Here is a 14950-nt window from a genome sequence, read left to right on the forward strand (position 1 = left end):
TTGCAGTTTGCGCTTTTCACTTCGCAACAGCCCGCAAACGCGTTTTCAGGCTGCCCCAAACATCCCAAGGCAGCCTGAAACACCGTTAAACAAACCCAACCAAAAGAGAACCCTATGCCCACCACGCTCAATCTCTATCTCATCCGCCACGGGCAAACCGAATACAACACCGCAGGCATCGTGCAAGGCTGGTGCGATTCCCCGCTCACCGCCGAAGGCAAAGCAGGCGCCGCGCAAACGGGCAACGCCATCGCCCAAGCCCAAATCCGCTTTACTGCCGCCTATTGCAGCACCAGCCCGCGCACCGCTGCCACCGCGCAAATCATCCTGCAACACACGCAGCAGCCGCACATCGCACCTGCGCCCTTGGACGATTTGCGCGAATACCACTTCGGCTCGTTTGAAGGACAGCCTTCCGCCCGCATCCACCAAACCATCGCGCAAGAACTCGGCTACGGCAACGTGGAAGACTGGCTTGCCGACTACCGCAGCGGCAAACACAGCAACAACAAACTGATGCACACGCTCCACCGCATAGACCCACGCGCCGAGCAAGAAAGCCAGTTTATCCAGCGCCTACATCGCGGCATTCAGCACATTATTGCCAACAGCCTTGCGCGTTCAGCCCAAGGCAGCCTGAAAACCGAAAGCAGCGGCGAAATCCCAACGCCCAACGTGTTAATCGTCTCCCACGGCATGGCGATTACCGCGCTGCTGCGCAGCATCAACCCGCAAGCCATCCCCTACCGCAGCGTGCCCAACGCCAGCGCAACGCTGCTGCGCTACAACCTAATCGGCGGCTTGCAGATTATCAGCGAAGCAGGCAAGGCGTTGCCGCTGCCCTAATCGCGTGCAAACAAAAAGGGCAGCGAGAATCTGCCCTTGTGTGATTGAGTTGAACAGCATTTTCAGGCTGCCTTTGGGTTAGGGAAACAAAGGCAGCCTGAAAACCAAAGGCTGCACCGAAGTTAAAATAAATGAAGCCAGCTTCGGCAAAACCATTTTCAGGCTGCCTACGGATAATCGCCCCGCATCTCGCGTTGTTGTCGCCGATGCGTCCACGCCGCATCCGCCGCCGCGCCTGCCGCATCCGAACCGGCCGGCCGCCGGCTGGTGTACAGCTTCGGCATGCCGCAAAACCCTCCCGCCTTCCGCCGCATCTACGCCGCCGGCCCGCCGGTCGAAGTGCTGCTGCACGCGCTGGCACCCGAGCGCATGCTCGGCTGGACGGCGCAAAAACCCGAAGCGGCGCTGGCGCTGCTGGGCGCATCCGAGCGCAAACTGCCGGTGCTCGGCGGCATCAACGGCCGCGGCCGGCCGGTGTCGCTGGAAGAGCTGCTCGCGGCCAAAGTCGATCTGGTGATCGATGCCGGCACCGTAAACGACGGCATGCTCAGCACCGGCGAACACACCGCCAAACAGTTGGGCGTACCCTATCTGCTGATTGACGGCCGCCTGGATCAGGCTGCTGAACAAGTCCGCCTGCTCGGCAAACTGCTTGATTCGCCGCACACCGACAAACTGGCCGCCCTGGCCGCACAGGTGCTCGATTTTGCCGCCCAACGCGCCGCCGAGCGCCGCAGCGCCCCGCCCACCGTGTATCTCGCCCGCGGCGAAGACGGATTGGAAACCGGCCGCAGCGGCTCCATACACACCGAAGTCATCAGCATGATCGGCGCCAAGAGCGTCGGCGACGATCTCGAAGGCAGCGGCGGGCTGGCCAAAGTGTCGCTCGAGCGTGTGTTGCAATGGCAGCCTGAATGGATTGTGACCCAAGACGCCAAATTCGCCCGCCAAGTGGCCGCCAATCCGCTGTGGCGCGGCGTGGAAGCGGTAAAAAACTGACGTGTGGTACTGCTGCCGCGCCTGCCCTACGGCTGGATCGACAGCCCGCCCGGCATCAACCGCCTGATCAGCATCTACGCGCTCGACGCCGCGCTTTCCGGCCAGCCGCTCAAGCAGCAGCGCGAACACATCCTGCCGGCAGGCGCTCTACCACCGCCTGCCCGATACCGCGCAACTGCGTATGCTTGGCTTGGCCTGAACGCCGTCTGTTTGCCCAATAAGGCAGCCTGAAAGCCGATAGTGCGCTTTCAAGCTGCTTTTGGTCTGTTTGCCTTGTCTGTTTATCGTTTCAGGCTGCCTGAAACCAAAGCAGCAGGTAGGTTGGGTTGTTAAACCCAACATTCTCCGATGCCAAAAGATATATATTGGGTCGCGACCCAAGCTACAACCCAAAGCAGCCTGAAAACGGAAAAACCGTTTTCAGGCTGCTTTTGTCGGGATAGACGGCATATTTAGGCGAAGCCGTAGAGTTTGTCGAGTACGCTTTCGATTTCGGCGCGGACGGCGGCGCGTTCGCGGCTGCTGTCGATTACGGCATAGCGCTCGGGCGCGGCGGCGGCGCGCTGCAGGTAAACGGCGCGGGTGCGCTCGAAAAAGGCGGCGTCTTCCAATTCAAAGCGGTCTTTGTCGCGGCCGGATTCGATGCGCTCGCGCGCCACTTCCAAAGGCACGTCGAGTATCAGTGTCAGATCGGGTTTCAGGCTGCCTTGCACCCAGCGCTCGAGTTCGGCAATTTTACCGGCGTCCAAACCGCGGCCGCCGCCCTGATAGGCAAAGGTAGCGTCGGTAAAGCGGTCGCAAACGATGCTGCTGCCCTGCTCGAGCGCGGGGCGCACCACTTCTTCCAAATGCTGGCTGCGCGCGGCAAACATCAGCAGGGTTTCGCTGTGCAGCGAAGCGCGGGTGGCGGGATCGAGTAGGATGCGGCGCAGCTCTTCCCCGAGCGCGGTGCCGCCGGGTTCGCGGGTGAAGCGCACCGGCAGGCCGCGGCCTTCAAACCATTGGCGCACCACTTCGAGCTGGGTGGTTTTGCCGGCACCGTCGATGCCGTCGAGCGTGATGAAGCGGGGGGGCATGGTGTTTCCTTTGCTGTGCCGAAAAGCCGGCATTTTAGCCGAAAGCGGCGCGCCGGCGCTGACAAAAAGGGGCGCAGCCCGTATAATGTAACTGCCGTAACGGCATTCCCACAACACCCGTACAGAAAAGGATGCAGCATGTTTCCCGAATACCGCGACCTGATTTCAAAACTGAAACAAGAAGACCAGCATTTTGCCCGTCTGTTTAACGAACACAACGAACTGGACGATAAAATCACCGGCTTGGAAAACGATCCCGTAACCAGCAGTTCTGCGGAAGACGAAATCCAGGCGCTGAAACAGAAAAAACTGGCGCTCAAAGACGAGCTGTATGTGCTGCTGAAAAAGGCAGACGCCGCGGGCAAATAGTTTCAGGCTGCCTTGAATCACAAAACGGACGCATTAAGCGTCCGTTTTTTGCGCGTGTTGCCGCAACGATTCTTTCAGGCTGCCTGCCTATCCGCGCCCGCTCGGGGCAGGCGCGGCAGCTATTCTTCGGTCGGCAGCGGGGTGATTTTCACGCGGCCGATGCGGTGGCCGTCTTTTTCCACCACTTGGAAATGCCAGCCGTGGTAGTCGATACCGTCACCCTCTTCGGGCAGTGCCTGCAGTTTTTCGATAATCAGGCCGGCCACGGTATGGAACTCGGCATCCTCGCTTTGCGGCGGCAGGTTGAGCTGGGGGGCGAGTTCGACGTATTCGAGTGCGCCGTCCACGGTCAGGCTGTCGTCGGCATGGGTTTGCACGGCGGCCTCTTCTTCGCGCTCAAACTCTTCGGGAAACTCGCCGGCAATGGTTTCAAGCAGGTCTTTCATGGTAACCATGCCGAGCACGGCGCCCAATTCGTCCACCACCAGCGCGTAATCGGCGCTGTGCTGGCGAAACAGCTCGATCGCCGCCAGCGCGGTGGCGCTTTCAGGCAGCATCAGCGGCTGGCGCAGCGCGCTTTGGATATTAACGTCGCCCTCTTCGAGCAGCTGCACCAGCAGCTCTTTTTTGTTGATGTAGCCCAAAGGCTCGTCCACGCCGGCTTTGCCGACTACCAGCATCCGCGAATAGGGGCATTCGATCAGGCGTTTTTTCTGCTCGTCGCGGCTTTGCGAGATATCGAGCCGCTCGATGTCGCTGCGCGGAATCATCACGCCGAAAATCGGCCGCTCGGCCAGGGTGAGCACGCTGCGGATCATGGATTTTTCGTTTTCTTCAAAATGCTCGTCGTCTTCGTCGCCGCTACCCGAAGCGGCCAGCAGGCTTTCGCGGATGCCCATCATGCCGAGCACGTTTTCGGCGGTGCGTTGGCGCCACGAGCTGCCGGCGTAGTCGTGGCGCTTGGCGTTGCGCTGGGCGACTTGGTTAAAGGCTTCAATCAGTATCGAAAAACCGATGGCGGCGTAGAGATAGCCTTTGGGAATGTGGAAATGGAAGGCTTCGGCAATCAGGCTGAAGCCGATCATCAGCAAAAAGCCCAGGCACAGCATCACCACCGTGGGATGGCGCTCGACAAAGGCGGTGAGCGGTTTGCTCGCCCAAATCATGGTGGCCATCGCCACCACCACCGCCGCCATCGCCACCGTGATGTGTTCGACCATCGCCACCGCGGTAATCACGCTGTCGATGGAAAACACCGCATCCAGAATCAGAATCTGGGCGACCACGCTGAAAAACGGGCTGTGTTTTTTGTGCTGGTCGGCCACGGCGTAGTGGTTGCTGCCTTCCAGCCGCTCGTGCAGCTCGGTAGTCGCCTTGTATAAGAGAAACAGCCCGCCGCCGAGCATAATCAGATCCTTGCCCGACACCGCATGGCCGCCGATGCTAAACAGCGGCGCGGTCAGCGTGATGATGTGCGCCATAAACGCCAACATCAGTATGCGCATGCCCACCGCCAGCGTCAGGCCGCTGATGCGGGCTTTGTCGCGCAGCGCGGGTTTGACTTTGTTGGCGATGATGGCGACAAACACCAGATTGTCGATGCCCAGCACCACTTCAAGCACAAACAGCGTCAGAAAACCGATCCAGGTTTGGGGTTCGGCCAGCCAGCTCAAATCCATCGCGCGCTCCTTGTCCGCCGCGGGCGGCGCGCAGGCGGCAAAAGGCAGCCTGAAAGGTTTTCAGGCTGCCTGAATCGGGCGGCAAAACAAGGTAAAGGGCTTGTCTGCTCGGAGTCTTTCATTGCGTTCTTTGAAAAATGAAAACGCGGCAAGTGTAGCAGCTTGGCGCGCAAATGCAAGCGAGCGCGCCGCGCCTGCCCGCCGCGCCGCCGCCCTGCGCCGGCGTTTTTCAGGCTGCTTTTGCGCCGGCTTGTCTGTTTTGAAAGCAGCCTGAAAACGTCAAGTTCAAACGGTTTTCAGGCTGCCTAGTCGCGGGGACAAGGCAGCCTGAAAGCCGGTACCCAAGCGCTTTACAGCACTTTCACAATGCTCTCGCACAGATAGCGGATGTTGTCGGCGGTGATGCCGGCCACGTTGATGCGGCCGCTGCGTACGGCGTAGATGGCAAACTCGTTTTTCAGGCGGTCCACCTGCTCGGGAGTCAGGCCGCTGAACGAGAACATGCCGTTTTGCTTAACGATAAAGTCGAAATCCTGTTTGGCGCCGCATTCTTTGAGCAGGGCGACAAACTGGCCGCGCATTTCTTTGATGCGCGCGCGCATTTCGTCGAGTTCGGCAATCCATTGCGCTTTGAGCGCGGGGTCTTGCAGCACCATCGCCACGGTGTGGCCGCCGTGGGAAGCGGGGTTGGAGTACAGGGTGCGGATAATCGCTTTGACCTGGCTGAAGGCGCGGTTGGCAGTTTCTTCGTCGGCGGCGACCACGGTGAAAGCGCCGACGCGCTCGTTGTACATGCCGAAGTTTTTGGAATAGGAGCTGGCCACCAGCAGCTCGGGATTGCGTTTGGCAAAGGCGCGCAGACCGTAGGCGTCTTCTTCGATGCCGTTGGCAAAGCCCTGGTAGGCGAAGTCAAACAGCGGCAGCCAGCCTTTTTGCGCGGAAAGTTCGGCCAGTTTTTCCCATTGCTCGGGCGTGGGGTCGATGCCGGTGGGGTTGTGGCAGCAGCCATGAAAGAGCACCACGTCGCCGGCTTCGGCTTCGGACAGATCGGCGATCATGCCGTCCCAATCCAGGCTGTGGGTGGCTTTGTCGTAATAGCGGTAGTCGCGGATATTGATGCCGACGGCGTTGAAGATGGCGTTGTGGTTCGGCCAGGTGGGCACGGAAATCCACACGTTCTGCGCGCCGGTTTGGCGTTTGATAAATTCGGCGGCCACGCGCAGGGCGCCGGTGCCGCCAAGGCTTTGCGCGGTTTTGGCGCGGCGCGAAGCAATCACTTCGCTGCCTTCGCCGAACAACAGTTTTTGGGTTTCGGCATTGTAGGCGGCCACGCCGTCGATGGTCAGGTAGTTTTTGCTCTGCTCTTCGGCCAAAAGGCGGGTTTCGGCGGCCTTAACGGCTTTGAGCACCGGCGTTTTACCGGCGGCGTCTTTATACACGCCGATGCCCAGATTGACTTTCTCGGGGCGGGTTTCGGCTTTGAAGGCTTCGCCCAGGCCGAGAATCGGGTCGGCGGGGGCGGCGGTGATTTTATCGAACAACATAATCGCATCCTTGCTGGAACAAACGGGTGAAAAAGGCGCGCCGCCGCCAAACCGCCGACGGCGCAGACAGGCAGCGCATATATACTGCGAAGCGGCGGCGCTGGCAAGGAAAACCGTTTTCAGGCTGCCTGAAAACTATATAATCGCCGCCTTAATCCACACCCGAAGGAAACGCCATGAAAAAAGCCCTTGCCCTGCTGCCGCTGGCCGCCGCGCTCGCCCTGCCCGCCGCCGCCGAAGAGCTGCACTACAATCTGGTCGAATTTCACGAAAACGCTTCGGTGCGCGTGCCGCACGACACCATGCACATCGTGCTGGAAGTGAGCGAAACCGCGCCCAGCCGCGAAGCCGCCGCCAATAAAGTTACCGCCCGCGTCAATGCCGTGCTTGCCCGCGCCCGCGCCAAAAGCAGCCTGAAAGCCGAAAGCGGCCGCCGCTACGCCGAAGCCAACCGCGACGACAAAAACAGAATCCGCAACTGGACCGACAGCGCAACCATTTTCGTCGAAAGCCGCGATTTCGCCGCGCTGTCCAAGTTTGCTGCCGACAGCCAGAAAGAAGCGTCGGTGCAGAACCTGTATTTCAGCGTGTCGCCGGAAAAACGCGCCAAAGCGGTGGAAGAAGCCGGCGACATCGCGCTCAAATCGTTTGCCCAACGCGCGCAGGCCTTAAGCCGCAGCCTGGGCTTTAGCGGCTACAAAATCGTGCGCCTGAACCTGCGCCATTCTTTTAATACCGTTGAAGCCACCGATGCGGGCATGCGCTCACGCGCCTATGCCGCCCCCGCCGCCATGAACTTGAAAGCCAAAGCGGCCGCCGATATGCAGGTGCAAAGCGGCGAAGAAGAAGTCAACCAAACCGTTTCGGCTACGGTGCAGATGCAGTAAGCCCGCCCCTTGCAGTTTTCAGGCTGCCTTGCTGTGAAACAATTAAACAGCCAAGGCAGCCTGAAAACGCAAAAAGCAGCCTGAAAAACCGGAACCGGCTTTTCAGGCTGCTTGGTTTGTTCTTCTACTTCGCTTTTTTACACACGAAGTCCGTCATCTTTTTCACGTGCGCCGGCTCGCTGTTGTCTTCCGCCTGAATCTGCCGGATCGTGGCGGCGTCCAGGTCTTTGGGCGACGCGGCCGGATGCGTGTCTGCCATTTGCACCGCCTGCCCCTGCGGGCTGAGCAGCACCAGTGCGCTCATTACGCTGGTGGGCTGGGCGCTGCAATGCACCCAGTCCAAAATCAGCATAGCAGGCGCGTTATTGCGCTTGGATTTGTGCTCCGTTACCACCGCAAACCAGTTATCGCCCAAAGGTTTGATACTTTTGGGGAAGACTTTGGCGGAATATTTGCCGTCTTCGTGTACGTCGTAATCGTAAAGCCAGGTCGGATTTTTGTATTGCGCGCGCAGCAGGGTAGCGGCTTTGGGGTTTTGGGCAGCATTCAGCGCATCGTTTGGGCTGTCGGCGGCTTGGACGGATGCGGCACAAATACCGAACAGAGCGGCAATTATCAAACGTTTCATGGGCGTTTCCTTGTAAAGAGAGCGGATAAATCAAACGGGCAAAACGGTTTTCAGGCTGCCTTAAACAATCAAGGCTGCCTGAAAACTTAAGCGGCGGGGCGGCAGGCCATCAGGTAGTTGACCGACAAATCGTCGTTCAGATGATACTGGCGCCACAGCGGGTGGTAGCCCATGCCGGCGGTATCGGCCACGTCCAAGCCGCCCTGGCGGCACATCCGCGCCAGCTCGGCCGGGGCGATGAATTTTTGCCAGTCGTGCGTGCCTTTGGGCACCATGCGCAACAGGTATTCGGCGCCGACAATGGCGTGGACGTAGGATTTGGGATTGCGGTTGATGGTGGAGAAAAATACCATGCCGTCGGGCTTGGCGAGCTTGGCGCAGGCACGCACCACCGAAGCGGGATCGGGCACATGCTCGAGCATTTCCATGCAGCTGACCACGTCGAAAGTGTGCGGCATTTCGGCGGCTAGGTCTTCCACGCTCACGCAACGGTAGGCGAGATTGTCCACACCATTGTTTTGCGCGTGGGCGGCGGCAGCCTGCAGCGATTTTTCGGCCATGTCGATGCCCAGCACCGAAGCCGCGCCGCGCCGCGCCATGCTCTCGGCGAGAATGCCGCCGCCGCAGCCGACATCAAGCACGGCTTTGCCGGCAAGATGCGCGTGGCGGTCGATATAGTCTAGGCGCAGCGGGTTGATATCGTGCAGGGATTTGAAGTCGCCGTTTTCGTCCCACCATTGGTCGGCCAGGCGGCTGAATTTGTCGATTTCGGACTGATCGACATTGATATGCTGTTGTTGCTGGTTCATGGCAAAAGCCCGAAGTCTGTTGGAAAGCGGCTATTGTATAGCAAAGCGGCGGCGGCGGCATAACGCAGTAGGATTGTTCGGTTTCTTTGGCTATAATGCGCCACTTGTCCGCGATTGGTGCAGATGTTCTACACGTTTTGCCGCGCGGCCGACGGTTTTTTCAGGCTGCCTGAACGCGGTTTCAGGCAGCTTTCCCGATTGTGAAGGAGTCAGTATGAGTTGGTTGGACAAAATCCTGCCGCCGAAAATCAAAAAGGCCGACAGCAGAAGTTCCGGCGTGCCCGAAGGCCTGTGGCGCAAATGCCCGTCCTGCGGCAGCACCCAGTATGCCACCGACGTGGCGCAAAACTTCCACGTCTGCCCCAAATGCAACCACCACGAAAGCATCGGCGCGCGCACGCGGCTGAACCTGATTCTGGATGAAGACGGGCGCGAAGAAATCGGCGGCGAAATCAAACCCACCGATATTTTGAAATTCAAAGACAGCAAAAAATATCCCGACCGCCTTTCCGCCGCGCGCAAAGCCACCGGCGAAGACGACGCGCTGGTGGTGATGAAAGGCAGCATCAACGGCGTGCCGGCGGTGGTAGCGGCGTTTGAGTTCCGCTTTATCGGCGGCTCGATGGGTTCGGTAGTGGGCGAGCGCTTTGTCGAAGGCGTGCGCCGCGCGGCAGCTTCAGGCTGCGCCTTTGTCTGCGTGGCCGCTTCGGGCGGGGCGCGGATGCAGGAAGGCCTGAACTCGCTGATGCAGATGACCAAAACCAGCGCCGCGCTGCATCTGCTGAGCGAAAAACGGCTGCCGTTTATTTCGGTGCTGACCGATCCGACCATGGGTGGCGTTTCCGCCAGCTTCGCCTTTTTGGGCGACGTGGTGCTGGCCGAGCCCAACGCGCTGATCGGTTTTGCCGGCCCGCGCGTGATCGAGCAGACCGTGCGCGAAAAACTGCCCGAAGGCTTCCAGCGCGCCGAGTTCCTGCTGGAAAAAGGCGCCATCGACCAAATCGTTGACCGCCGCGAAATGAAGCAGCGCCTGGCCGATCTGATTACGCTGCTGAGCCGCCAAGACAAAGCAGCCTGAAACATCTGCCCTTTCAGGCTGCCTGAAAACCGCCGGCAGCGACGCCCAATATCCGCCGGCGGCAGATTTTCCCAAGCGGCAAAGCGCCGCCCAAAGGCAGCCTGAAAGCGGTCGCACGGCCGCATCCTTATTTTTCAGGCTGCCTTACGTTATCCGGCTGTCTTTCCCTATCTCTTCCCAAGCCCGCCATGATTTATCAGAAACAGTTTGTTAAGGAAACCACGCTCACCGCCGTCGGCATATTTTTCGTGCTGCTGGCGATTTTGGTTTCTACTCAGTCAGTTACCCTGCTCGGCCGCGCGGCCGACGGACGGGTGGCGGTGGATGCGGTGGCGGCGCTGATCGGCTTTTGGACGCTGAATATGACGCCGCTGCTGCTGGTACTCACCGCCTACATCAGCATTCTCACGGTGCTGACCCGCTATTGGCACGGCAGCGAGATGGCGGTGTGGCTCTCCTGCGGGCTGGGGCTGAAAAACTGGCTGCGGCCGGTGTTTTCGTTTGCGCTGCCGCTGGCGGTGCTGCTGGCGGTGCTGCAGCTGGGCGTGCTGCCGTGGGCGGACATGCGCAGCCGCGAATACGCCGAAATCCTGAAGCAAAAGCAGAATCTGTCGCTGGTGGAAGAAGGCGTGTTCCGCGAATTGGGCAAGAAAAACGGGCGGGTGTATTTTGTCGAACAGTTTGACGCGGAAAAAGGCGAGATGAAAAACCTGTTTATCCGCGAAGTGGACGACAAAAACCGCGACAGCGTGGTTTTTGCCAAGTCCGGCAACTTCCGGCTCGATAACAACCGCCGCACGCTGGTGCTCGATCAGGGCTACCGCTACAGCGGCACCGCCGGCAAAGGCGATTTCGACCGCGTGTCTTTCGAGCATATGGAACTGGTGATCAGCACCGTGCCGAAACTCAACAACAGCGAACGCCACCGCCATGCCGTTCCCACCCTTGAGCTGATCAGCAGCGACAAGCACGAGCTTCAGGCCGAACTGATGTGGCGCATCTCGCTGCCGCTCACGGTGCTGGTGCTCTCGCTCTTGGCCGTGCCGCTGTCCTACAGCAACATCCGCTCCGGCAATTCCTATCATGTGCTGCTGGCGGTGGTGTTCTTCCTGATCTACCAAAACGGCCTGACCCTGCTGCGCGACGCGGTGGAAGACGGCAAAATCCCCTTCTGGCTCGGCCTGCTGCCGATGCACATCCTGATGACCGCCTGCGCCCTGCTGCTGCTGCGTATCCGCAGCATGCCTGCCCGCCCGTTTTGGGCAGCCTTAAAAGCCGCATTGCCGGGGAGCCGCCGATGAAACTGCTGACCCGCTACCTGATCCGCCGCCTGAGCGTTTCCACCCTGCTTGCGCTCTTTGCCCTACTCGCGCTCTACAGCTTTCTTGATTTGATTAACGAAGTCGGCAGCATCGGCACCAACAACTACACCGGCGCCACCGCCTTTTTCTACGTGCTGATGAAAACCCCCGCCCATGCCTACCAGCTGATGCCGCTGGCGGTACTGATCGGCGGCCTGTTTGCCTTCAGCCAGCTTGCCGGCAGCAGCGAAATGGCCGTTATCAAAACCAGCGGCATGAGCAGCGGCCAGATTATCCGTATCGCACTCGGCTTCAGCCTGATTTTCGCCACCGCCACCGCCTGCCTGGGCGAATGGCTGGCACCCGAACTCAGCCGCCGCGCCGACACCATGAAAAGCACCGCCAAAACCGGCCGCGTCAGCAGCGCCGCCAACGGCCTGTGGATCAAACAGTCCGACAGCATGGTCTATATCGCCGAAATGCTGCCCGACCACAGCCTGCAGGGCATCAAAATCTGGCGCTACGGCAGCGATTTCAAACTCACCGAAGCCGTTGCCGCCCAAAGCGCCGTCGTCCATACCGACTACTGGCTGCTGCAGGATGCCCAAAGCAGCCGGCTGGACGACAATGCCGTGCACACCAGCCGTGAAGCCCAGCGCCGCTGGCCAAACAATATCGGCGGCAAACTGCTCGACATCCTGCTGGTCAAACCCGAGCAAATGCCGCTCAGCGCGCTCACCGGCTACATTCGCTATCTGGAAGACAACGGCCAGCAGACCCAAGAATACCGCGTCGCCTGGTGGAACAAACTGGTGTACCCAATCGCCACCATCGTAATGGCGCTGGTGGCGCTGGCCTTCACCCCCCAATCCGGCCGCCACACCAATATGGGCCTGCGCCTTTTCGCCGGCATTTGCTTGGGGCTGCTGTTTTTCTTTGCCGGACAGTTTTTCGGCTTCACCACCCGTCTCTACGGCGTCCCCGCCTTTGTCTCCGCCACCCTGCCCACCTTAGCCTTTGCCCTGTGGGCGGTGTATCTGATCCGCAAACAAGAGCGCCGCTAGGACTCAGGTTTTAAGCCATCAAATACCGCAAAAAGGCAGCCTGAAAAACTTTCAGGCTGCCTTTTTTTCACTGGGATTTAAAACATACAGAACAAAATGTCAGAAAGCCGGTACTGCTTCGTCTAAACCAAAAAAGCCGATGCACTGCCGGCAAAATGCGGCACAAAAAAACCGCCCCGCGTTTCGCAACGGGGGCGCAAAAGGAACACAAACCACTACCAAAATGGACTGCACTGCCGGAGACTTTGCTAGGCAGAATTTCCTGCCGTGCAGTTGGTAGAGCGGATACTACAGACTTTTTCTAAAGATTGCAAACAATAATTGTTATTATTGAGTGTATTTTATGCATGATTATGATTTAAATGTGTAAAAAGTTTTTTATTTTTGTGTTTTTCTCGGAAATTATCCGTTTTCTCGCGAAAGGAGAGCTTGTGAGCACCGTTAATCTCAAAACCGCCGCTTGGTTGGGCGTGGCTGCTGCCGCCGCGCTTGCCGCCGTCAGATTTTATCCGGACAGCATGGCTGCCCATGCTGCGGATACGCCGTATCAGGCGCTGGCCAAACTCAAGGTGCAGACGCCGCCGGTGGGAGGCAGCCTGAAAGCCGGCAAACCGACGCTGGTGAAATTCTGGGCGAGCTGGTGCCCCTTGTGCCTGTCGGAACTTGAGCCGACGCAGGAATGGGCGCGCGACAGCCGTTTTCAGGCTGCCAATCTGGTTACCGTTGCTTCGCCGTCTTATCTCAACGAAAAACCGCAGGCCGGCTTTGAGGCGTGGTATAAAGGCCTGGATTATCCGCAGCTGCCGGTGCTGACCGACGATGGCGGCCGGCTGGCCAAATCGCTCGGCGTGAACGTCTATCCTTCGTGGGTGGTGCTGGACGCCAAGGGCGAAGTGGCGCGGATCGTGCGCGGCCGTATCAGCAAAGAGCAGGCGCTGGCGCTGATTGCCGACCCGCAGGCCAAGCTGCAGGCGGCGCAAAACGTGTTTTACAAAAAATCCGACAACAACAAAGGAAGTCAAGCCATGAATACCCGCACCATCTATCTGGCCGGCGGCTGTTTCTGGGGATTGGAAGCCTATTTCCAACGCATAGACGGCGTGGTGGACGCAGTGTCCGGCTATGCCAACGGCCGCACCGCCAATCCCAGCTATGAAGACGTTTCCCACCGCCACAGCGGCCATGCCGAAACCGTCAAAGTAACCTACGATGCCGACAAACTCAGCCTGGACGACATCCTGCAGTATTATTTCCGCGTCGTCGATCCCACCAGCCTGAACAAACAGGGCAACGACATCGGCGAGCAGTACCGCAGCGGCATCTATTACACCGACGAAGCCGACCGCACCGTGATTGCCGCCGCCATCGAGCGCGAGCAGAAAAAATTCAGCCTGCCCGTGGTGGTGGAAAACAAAGCGCTCGAGCACTTTTACGAAGCCGAGGAATACCATCAGGACTATCTGGCGAAAAACCCCAACGGCTACTGCCACATCGACATCAAAAAAGCCGACGAGCCCCTGCCCGGCAAAGCCGCTTCCGGCTACCGCAAACCGAGCGCGGACGAGCTTAAAAGCAAACTCACCGCCGAGCAGTACCGCGTAACCCAGGAAGCCGGCACCGAATACGCCTTCAGCCACGAATATGACCGCCTGTTCGAGCCGGGAATCTACGTCGATGTCGTCAGCGGACAGCCCCTGTTTGCATCGGGCGACAAATTCCAATCTGGCTGCGGCTGGCCCAGCTTCACCCGCCCGATCCGTCCCGACGCCGTAACCGAGCGCGACGACAACAGCTACAATATGCACCGCACCGAAGTGCGCAGCAGCGGCGCCGATTCCCATCTCGGCCACGTCTTTAACGACGGCCCCGCCGACAAAGGCGGCCTGCGCTACTGCATCAACGGCGCCGCCCTGCGCTTCGTCCCCGCCGCCAAACTCGACGCCGAAGGCTACGGTGAATGGAAAGACCGCGCCAAATAGGCAGCCTGAACGAGAAGCAGCCTGAAAACGCAAACACCCGTTTGCCGCATGCGGCCGACGAGTGTTTTCGTACCGACAATCACAAGGAGCATTTATGGATGCGCAACAAATGTGGCACGAATGCCGGAAAATCTACCCCGCACTCGGCGAACAGGCAAACGCCTGGTCTTTCGGCGTCGAAGCCGACCACCTGGCCGATTTGGTTCTGCGCGGCGAAAAAACCGCCACCTCGTCCGCCTACGACCTTTACGCCGTCGATCAAGAAGCCCTGCCGCAGGCCGGCAGCTTCCATCTGATTTTGGACAGCCGCCACCAGGCAGTCTGCATTATCGAAATCCGCAAAGTCAGCATCCTGCCCTTTTGCCAAGTTCCCGCCGAACACGCCTACAAAGAAGGCGAAGGCGACAAAAGCCTTGATTACTGGCGCCGCACCCACCGCGAAGTGTTTTCCCAATGGCTGCATGAAGCCGGACTGGCATTTGGTGAAAAAAGCAAAATCGTACTCGAAGAATTTTGCAGGATTTATCCGCTTGAAAGCTAAAGGCAGCCTGAAAAGTGGGAAAACGGCATTTCAGGCTGCCTGAAACAATAAAGGCAGCCTGAAAATATCCGCCCGCCATGCTTCAGCGGGCTTTTTATTCAAGCACGGCAGCCGTTTTGCCATTCGCAGAAGCAGCTGCCCCGCAGGCAG

At 59.2% G+C, this 14950-nt stretch carries 15 protein-coding genes; 10 read left to right on the plus strand and 5 right to left on the minus strand.

Translation table 11 applies throughout. The features are described 5' to 3' along the window. Window positions 1–114 precede the first annotated feature (114 nt). The 3 genes from MB824_RS03745 to MB824_RS03755 all read left to right on the plus strand — a co-directional run bounded on the left by MB824_RS03745 (window position 115) and on the right by MB824_RS03755 (window position 2076). A complete protein-coding gene (locus MB824_RS03745; RefSeq protein WP_238746099.1) occupies window positions 115–846 on the plus strand; it encodes a histidine phosphatase family protein in 732 nt (243 codons plus the stop codon). 282 nt (window positions 847–1128) lie between these two features. After that, a complete protein-coding gene (locus MB824_RS03750; RefSeq protein ID WP_238746101.1) occupies window positions 1129–1845 on the plus strand; it encodes an ABC transporter substrate-binding protein in 717 nt (238 codons plus the stop codon). A 3-nt stretch (window positions 1846–1848) separates the two neighbouring features. Then, window positions 1849–2076 (plus strand): hypothetical protein, encoded by a 228-nt coding sequence (locus MB824_RS03755; protein ID WP_238746103.1) that lies wholly within the window; start codon window positions 1849–1851, stop codon window positions 2074–2076. A gap of 221 nt (window positions 2077–2297) precedes the next feature. Here the strand turns inward: MB824_RS03755 and tmk are convergent, their stop codons facing one another. Further along, entirely contained in the window at window positions 2298–2921 is a 624-nt protein-coding gene (gene tmk, locus MB824_RS03760; RefSeq protein ID WP_238746105.1) for a dTMP kinase, read from the minus strand. A 138-nt stretch (window positions 2922–3059) separates the two neighbouring features. On the opposite strand from tmk, the gene MB824_RS03765 reads away from it, so the two are divergent. Then, window positions 3060–3290, plus strand: a complete 231-nt coding sequence (locus MB824_RS03765; RefSeq protein WP_238746107.1) for a YdcH family protein — start codon at window positions 3060–3062, stop codon at window positions 3288–3290. 119 nt (window positions 3291–3409) lie between these two features. Here MB824_RS03765 and MB824_RS03770 read toward each other — a convergent pair whose 3' ends face one another. Further along, window positions 3410–4969, minus strand: coding sequence for a TerC family protein (locus MB824_RS03770; protein WP_238746109.1), 1560 nt, complete (start codon window positions 4967–4969; stop codon window positions 3410–3412). Window positions 4970–5319: 350 nt separating this feature from the next. Beyond that, window positions 5320–6513: an amino acid aminotransferase gene (locus tag MB824_RS03775; RefSeq protein WP_305067905.1), complete on the minus strand. Its 1194-nt coding sequence runs from the start codon at window positions 6511–6513 to the stop codon at window positions 5320–5322. A gap of 176 nt (window positions 6514–6689) precedes the next feature. On the opposite strand from MB824_RS03775, the gene MB824_RS03780 reads away from it, so the two are divergent. Then, window positions 6690–7400 carry an SIMPL domain-containing protein gene (locus MB824_RS03780; RefSeq protein WP_238746111.1) on the plus strand — a complete coding sequence of 237 codons (711 nt, stop codon included), beginning with the start codon at window positions 6690–6692 and terminating at the stop codon, window positions 7398–7400. Between the two features lie 124 nt (window positions 7401–7524). Here the strand turns inward: MB824_RS03780 and MB824_RS03785 are convergent, their stop codons facing one another. Continuing rightward, complete coding sequence (locus MB824_RS03785; RefSeq protein ID WP_238746113.1) at window positions 7525–8028, minus strand: hypothetical protein; 504 nt, start codon at window positions 8026–8028, stop codon at window positions 7525–7527. 86 nt (window positions 8029–8114) lie between these two features. Next, window positions 8115–8837: a bifunctional 2-polyprenyl-6-hydroxyphenol methylase/3-demethylubiquinol 3-O-methyltransferase UbiG gene (gene ubiG / locus MB824_RS03790; RefSeq protein WP_238746114.1), complete on the minus strand. Its 723-nt coding sequence runs from the start codon at window positions 8835–8837 to the stop codon at window positions 8115–8117. Window positions 8838–9051: 214 nt separating this feature from the next. On the opposite strand from ubiG, the gene accD reads away from it, so the two are divergent. From accD to MB824_RS03815, 5 genes are all read left to right on the plus strand, one after another. After that, window positions 9052–9915 (plus strand): acetyl-CoA carboxylase, carboxyltransferase subunit beta, encoded by an 864-nt coding sequence (accD, locus tag MB824_RS03795; protein WP_238746116.1) that lies wholly within the window; start codon window positions 9052–9054, stop codon window positions 9913–9915. 188 nt (window positions 9916–10103) lie between these two features. Further along, window positions 10104–11216, plus strand: a complete 1113-nt coding sequence (lptF, locus tag MB824_RS03800) for an LPS export ABC transporter permease LptF (protein ID WP_238746118.1) — start codon at window positions 10104–10106, stop codon at window positions 11214–11216. After that, window positions 11213–12280 (plus strand): LPS export ABC transporter permease LptG, encoded by a 1068-nt coding sequence (gene lptG / locus MB824_RS03805; protein WP_238746120.1) that lies wholly within the window; start codon window positions 11213–11215, stop codon window positions 12278–12280. Before lptF ends, lptG begins: the two co-directional genes overlap by 4 nt. Window positions 12281–12744: 464 nt before the next feature. Beyond that, the gene (msrAB, locus tag MB824_RS03810; RefSeq protein WP_255778260.1) at window positions 12745–14259 is read left to right on the plus strand and encodes a bifunctional peptide-methionine (S)-S-oxide reductase MsrA/peptide-methionine (R)-S-oxide reductase MsrB; all 1515 of its coding nucleotides are present in this window, start codon (window positions 12745–12747) and stop codon (window positions 14257–14259) included. Between the two features lie 94 nt (window positions 14260–14353). Next, on the plus strand, window positions 14354–14800 hold the full coding sequence (locus MB824_RS03815; protein WP_238746124.1) for an ASCH domain-containing protein: 447 nt from the start codon (window positions 14354–14356) through the stop codon (window positions 14798–14800). Window positions 14801–14950: the final 150 nt, after the last annotated feature.

It is taken from the genome of Kingella pumchi, assembly GCF_022288825.1.
In the GTDB taxonomy this organism is placed as follows: Bacteria; Pseudomonadota; Gammaproteobacteria; order Burkholderiales; family Neisseriaceae; genus Kingella_D; species Kingella_D pumchi.

Excerpts from the sequence above, each read along its gene's own strand:
- MB824_RS03780 (WP_238746111.1), top strand. The coding sequence starts at position 6,690 with ATGAAAAAAGCCCTTGCCCTGCTGCCGCTGGCCGCCGCGCTCGCCCTG.
- MB824_RS03785 (WP_238746113.1), bottom strand. The coding sequence starts at position 8,028 with ATGAAACGTTTGATAATTGCCGCTCTGTTCGGTATTTGTGCCGCATCC.
- lptF (WP_238746118.1), top strand. The coding sequence starts at position 10,104 with ATGATTTATCAGAAACAGTTTGTTAAGGAAACCACGCTCACCGCCGTC.
- ubiG (WP_238746114.1), bottom strand. The coding sequence starts at position 8,837 with ATGAACCAGCAACAACAGCATATCAATGTCGATCAGTCCGAAATCGAC.
- accD (WP_238746116.1), top strand. The coding sequence starts at position 9,052 with ATGAGTTGGTTGGACAAAATCCTGCCGCCGAAAATCAAAAAGGCCGAC.
- MB824_RS03775 (WP_305067905.1), bottom strand. The coding sequence starts at position 6,513 with ATGTTGTTCGATAAAATCACCGCCGCCCCCGCCGACCCGATTCTCGGC.
- MB824_RS03765 (WP_238746107.1), top strand. The coding sequence starts at position 3,060 with ATGTTTCCCGAATACCGCGACCTGATTTCAAAACTGAAACAAGAAGAC.
- tmk (WP_238746105.1), bottom strand. The coding sequence starts at position 2,921 with ATGCCCCCCCGCTTCATCACGCTCGACGGCATCGACGGTGCCGGCAAA.
- MB824_RS03745 (WP_238746099.1), top strand. The coding sequence starts at position 115 with ATGCCCACCACGCTCAATCTCTATCTCATCCGCCACGGGCAAACCGAA.
- MB824_RS03770 (WP_238746109.1), bottom strand. The coding sequence starts at position 4,969 with ATGGATTTGAGCTGGCTGGCCGAACCCCAAACCTGGATCGGTTTTCTG.
- lptG (WP_238746120.1), top strand. The coding sequence starts at position 11,213 with ATGAAACTGCTGACCCGCTACCTGATCCGCCGCCTGAGCGTTTCCACC.
- MB824_RS03750 (WP_238746101.1), top strand. The coding sequence starts at position 1,129 with ATGCCGCAAAACCCTCCCGCCTTCCGCCGCATCTACGCCGCCGGCCCG.
- MB824_RS03815 (WP_238746124.1), top strand. The coding sequence starts at position 14,354 with ATGGATGCGCAACAAATGTGGCACGAATGCCGGAAAATCTACCCCGCA.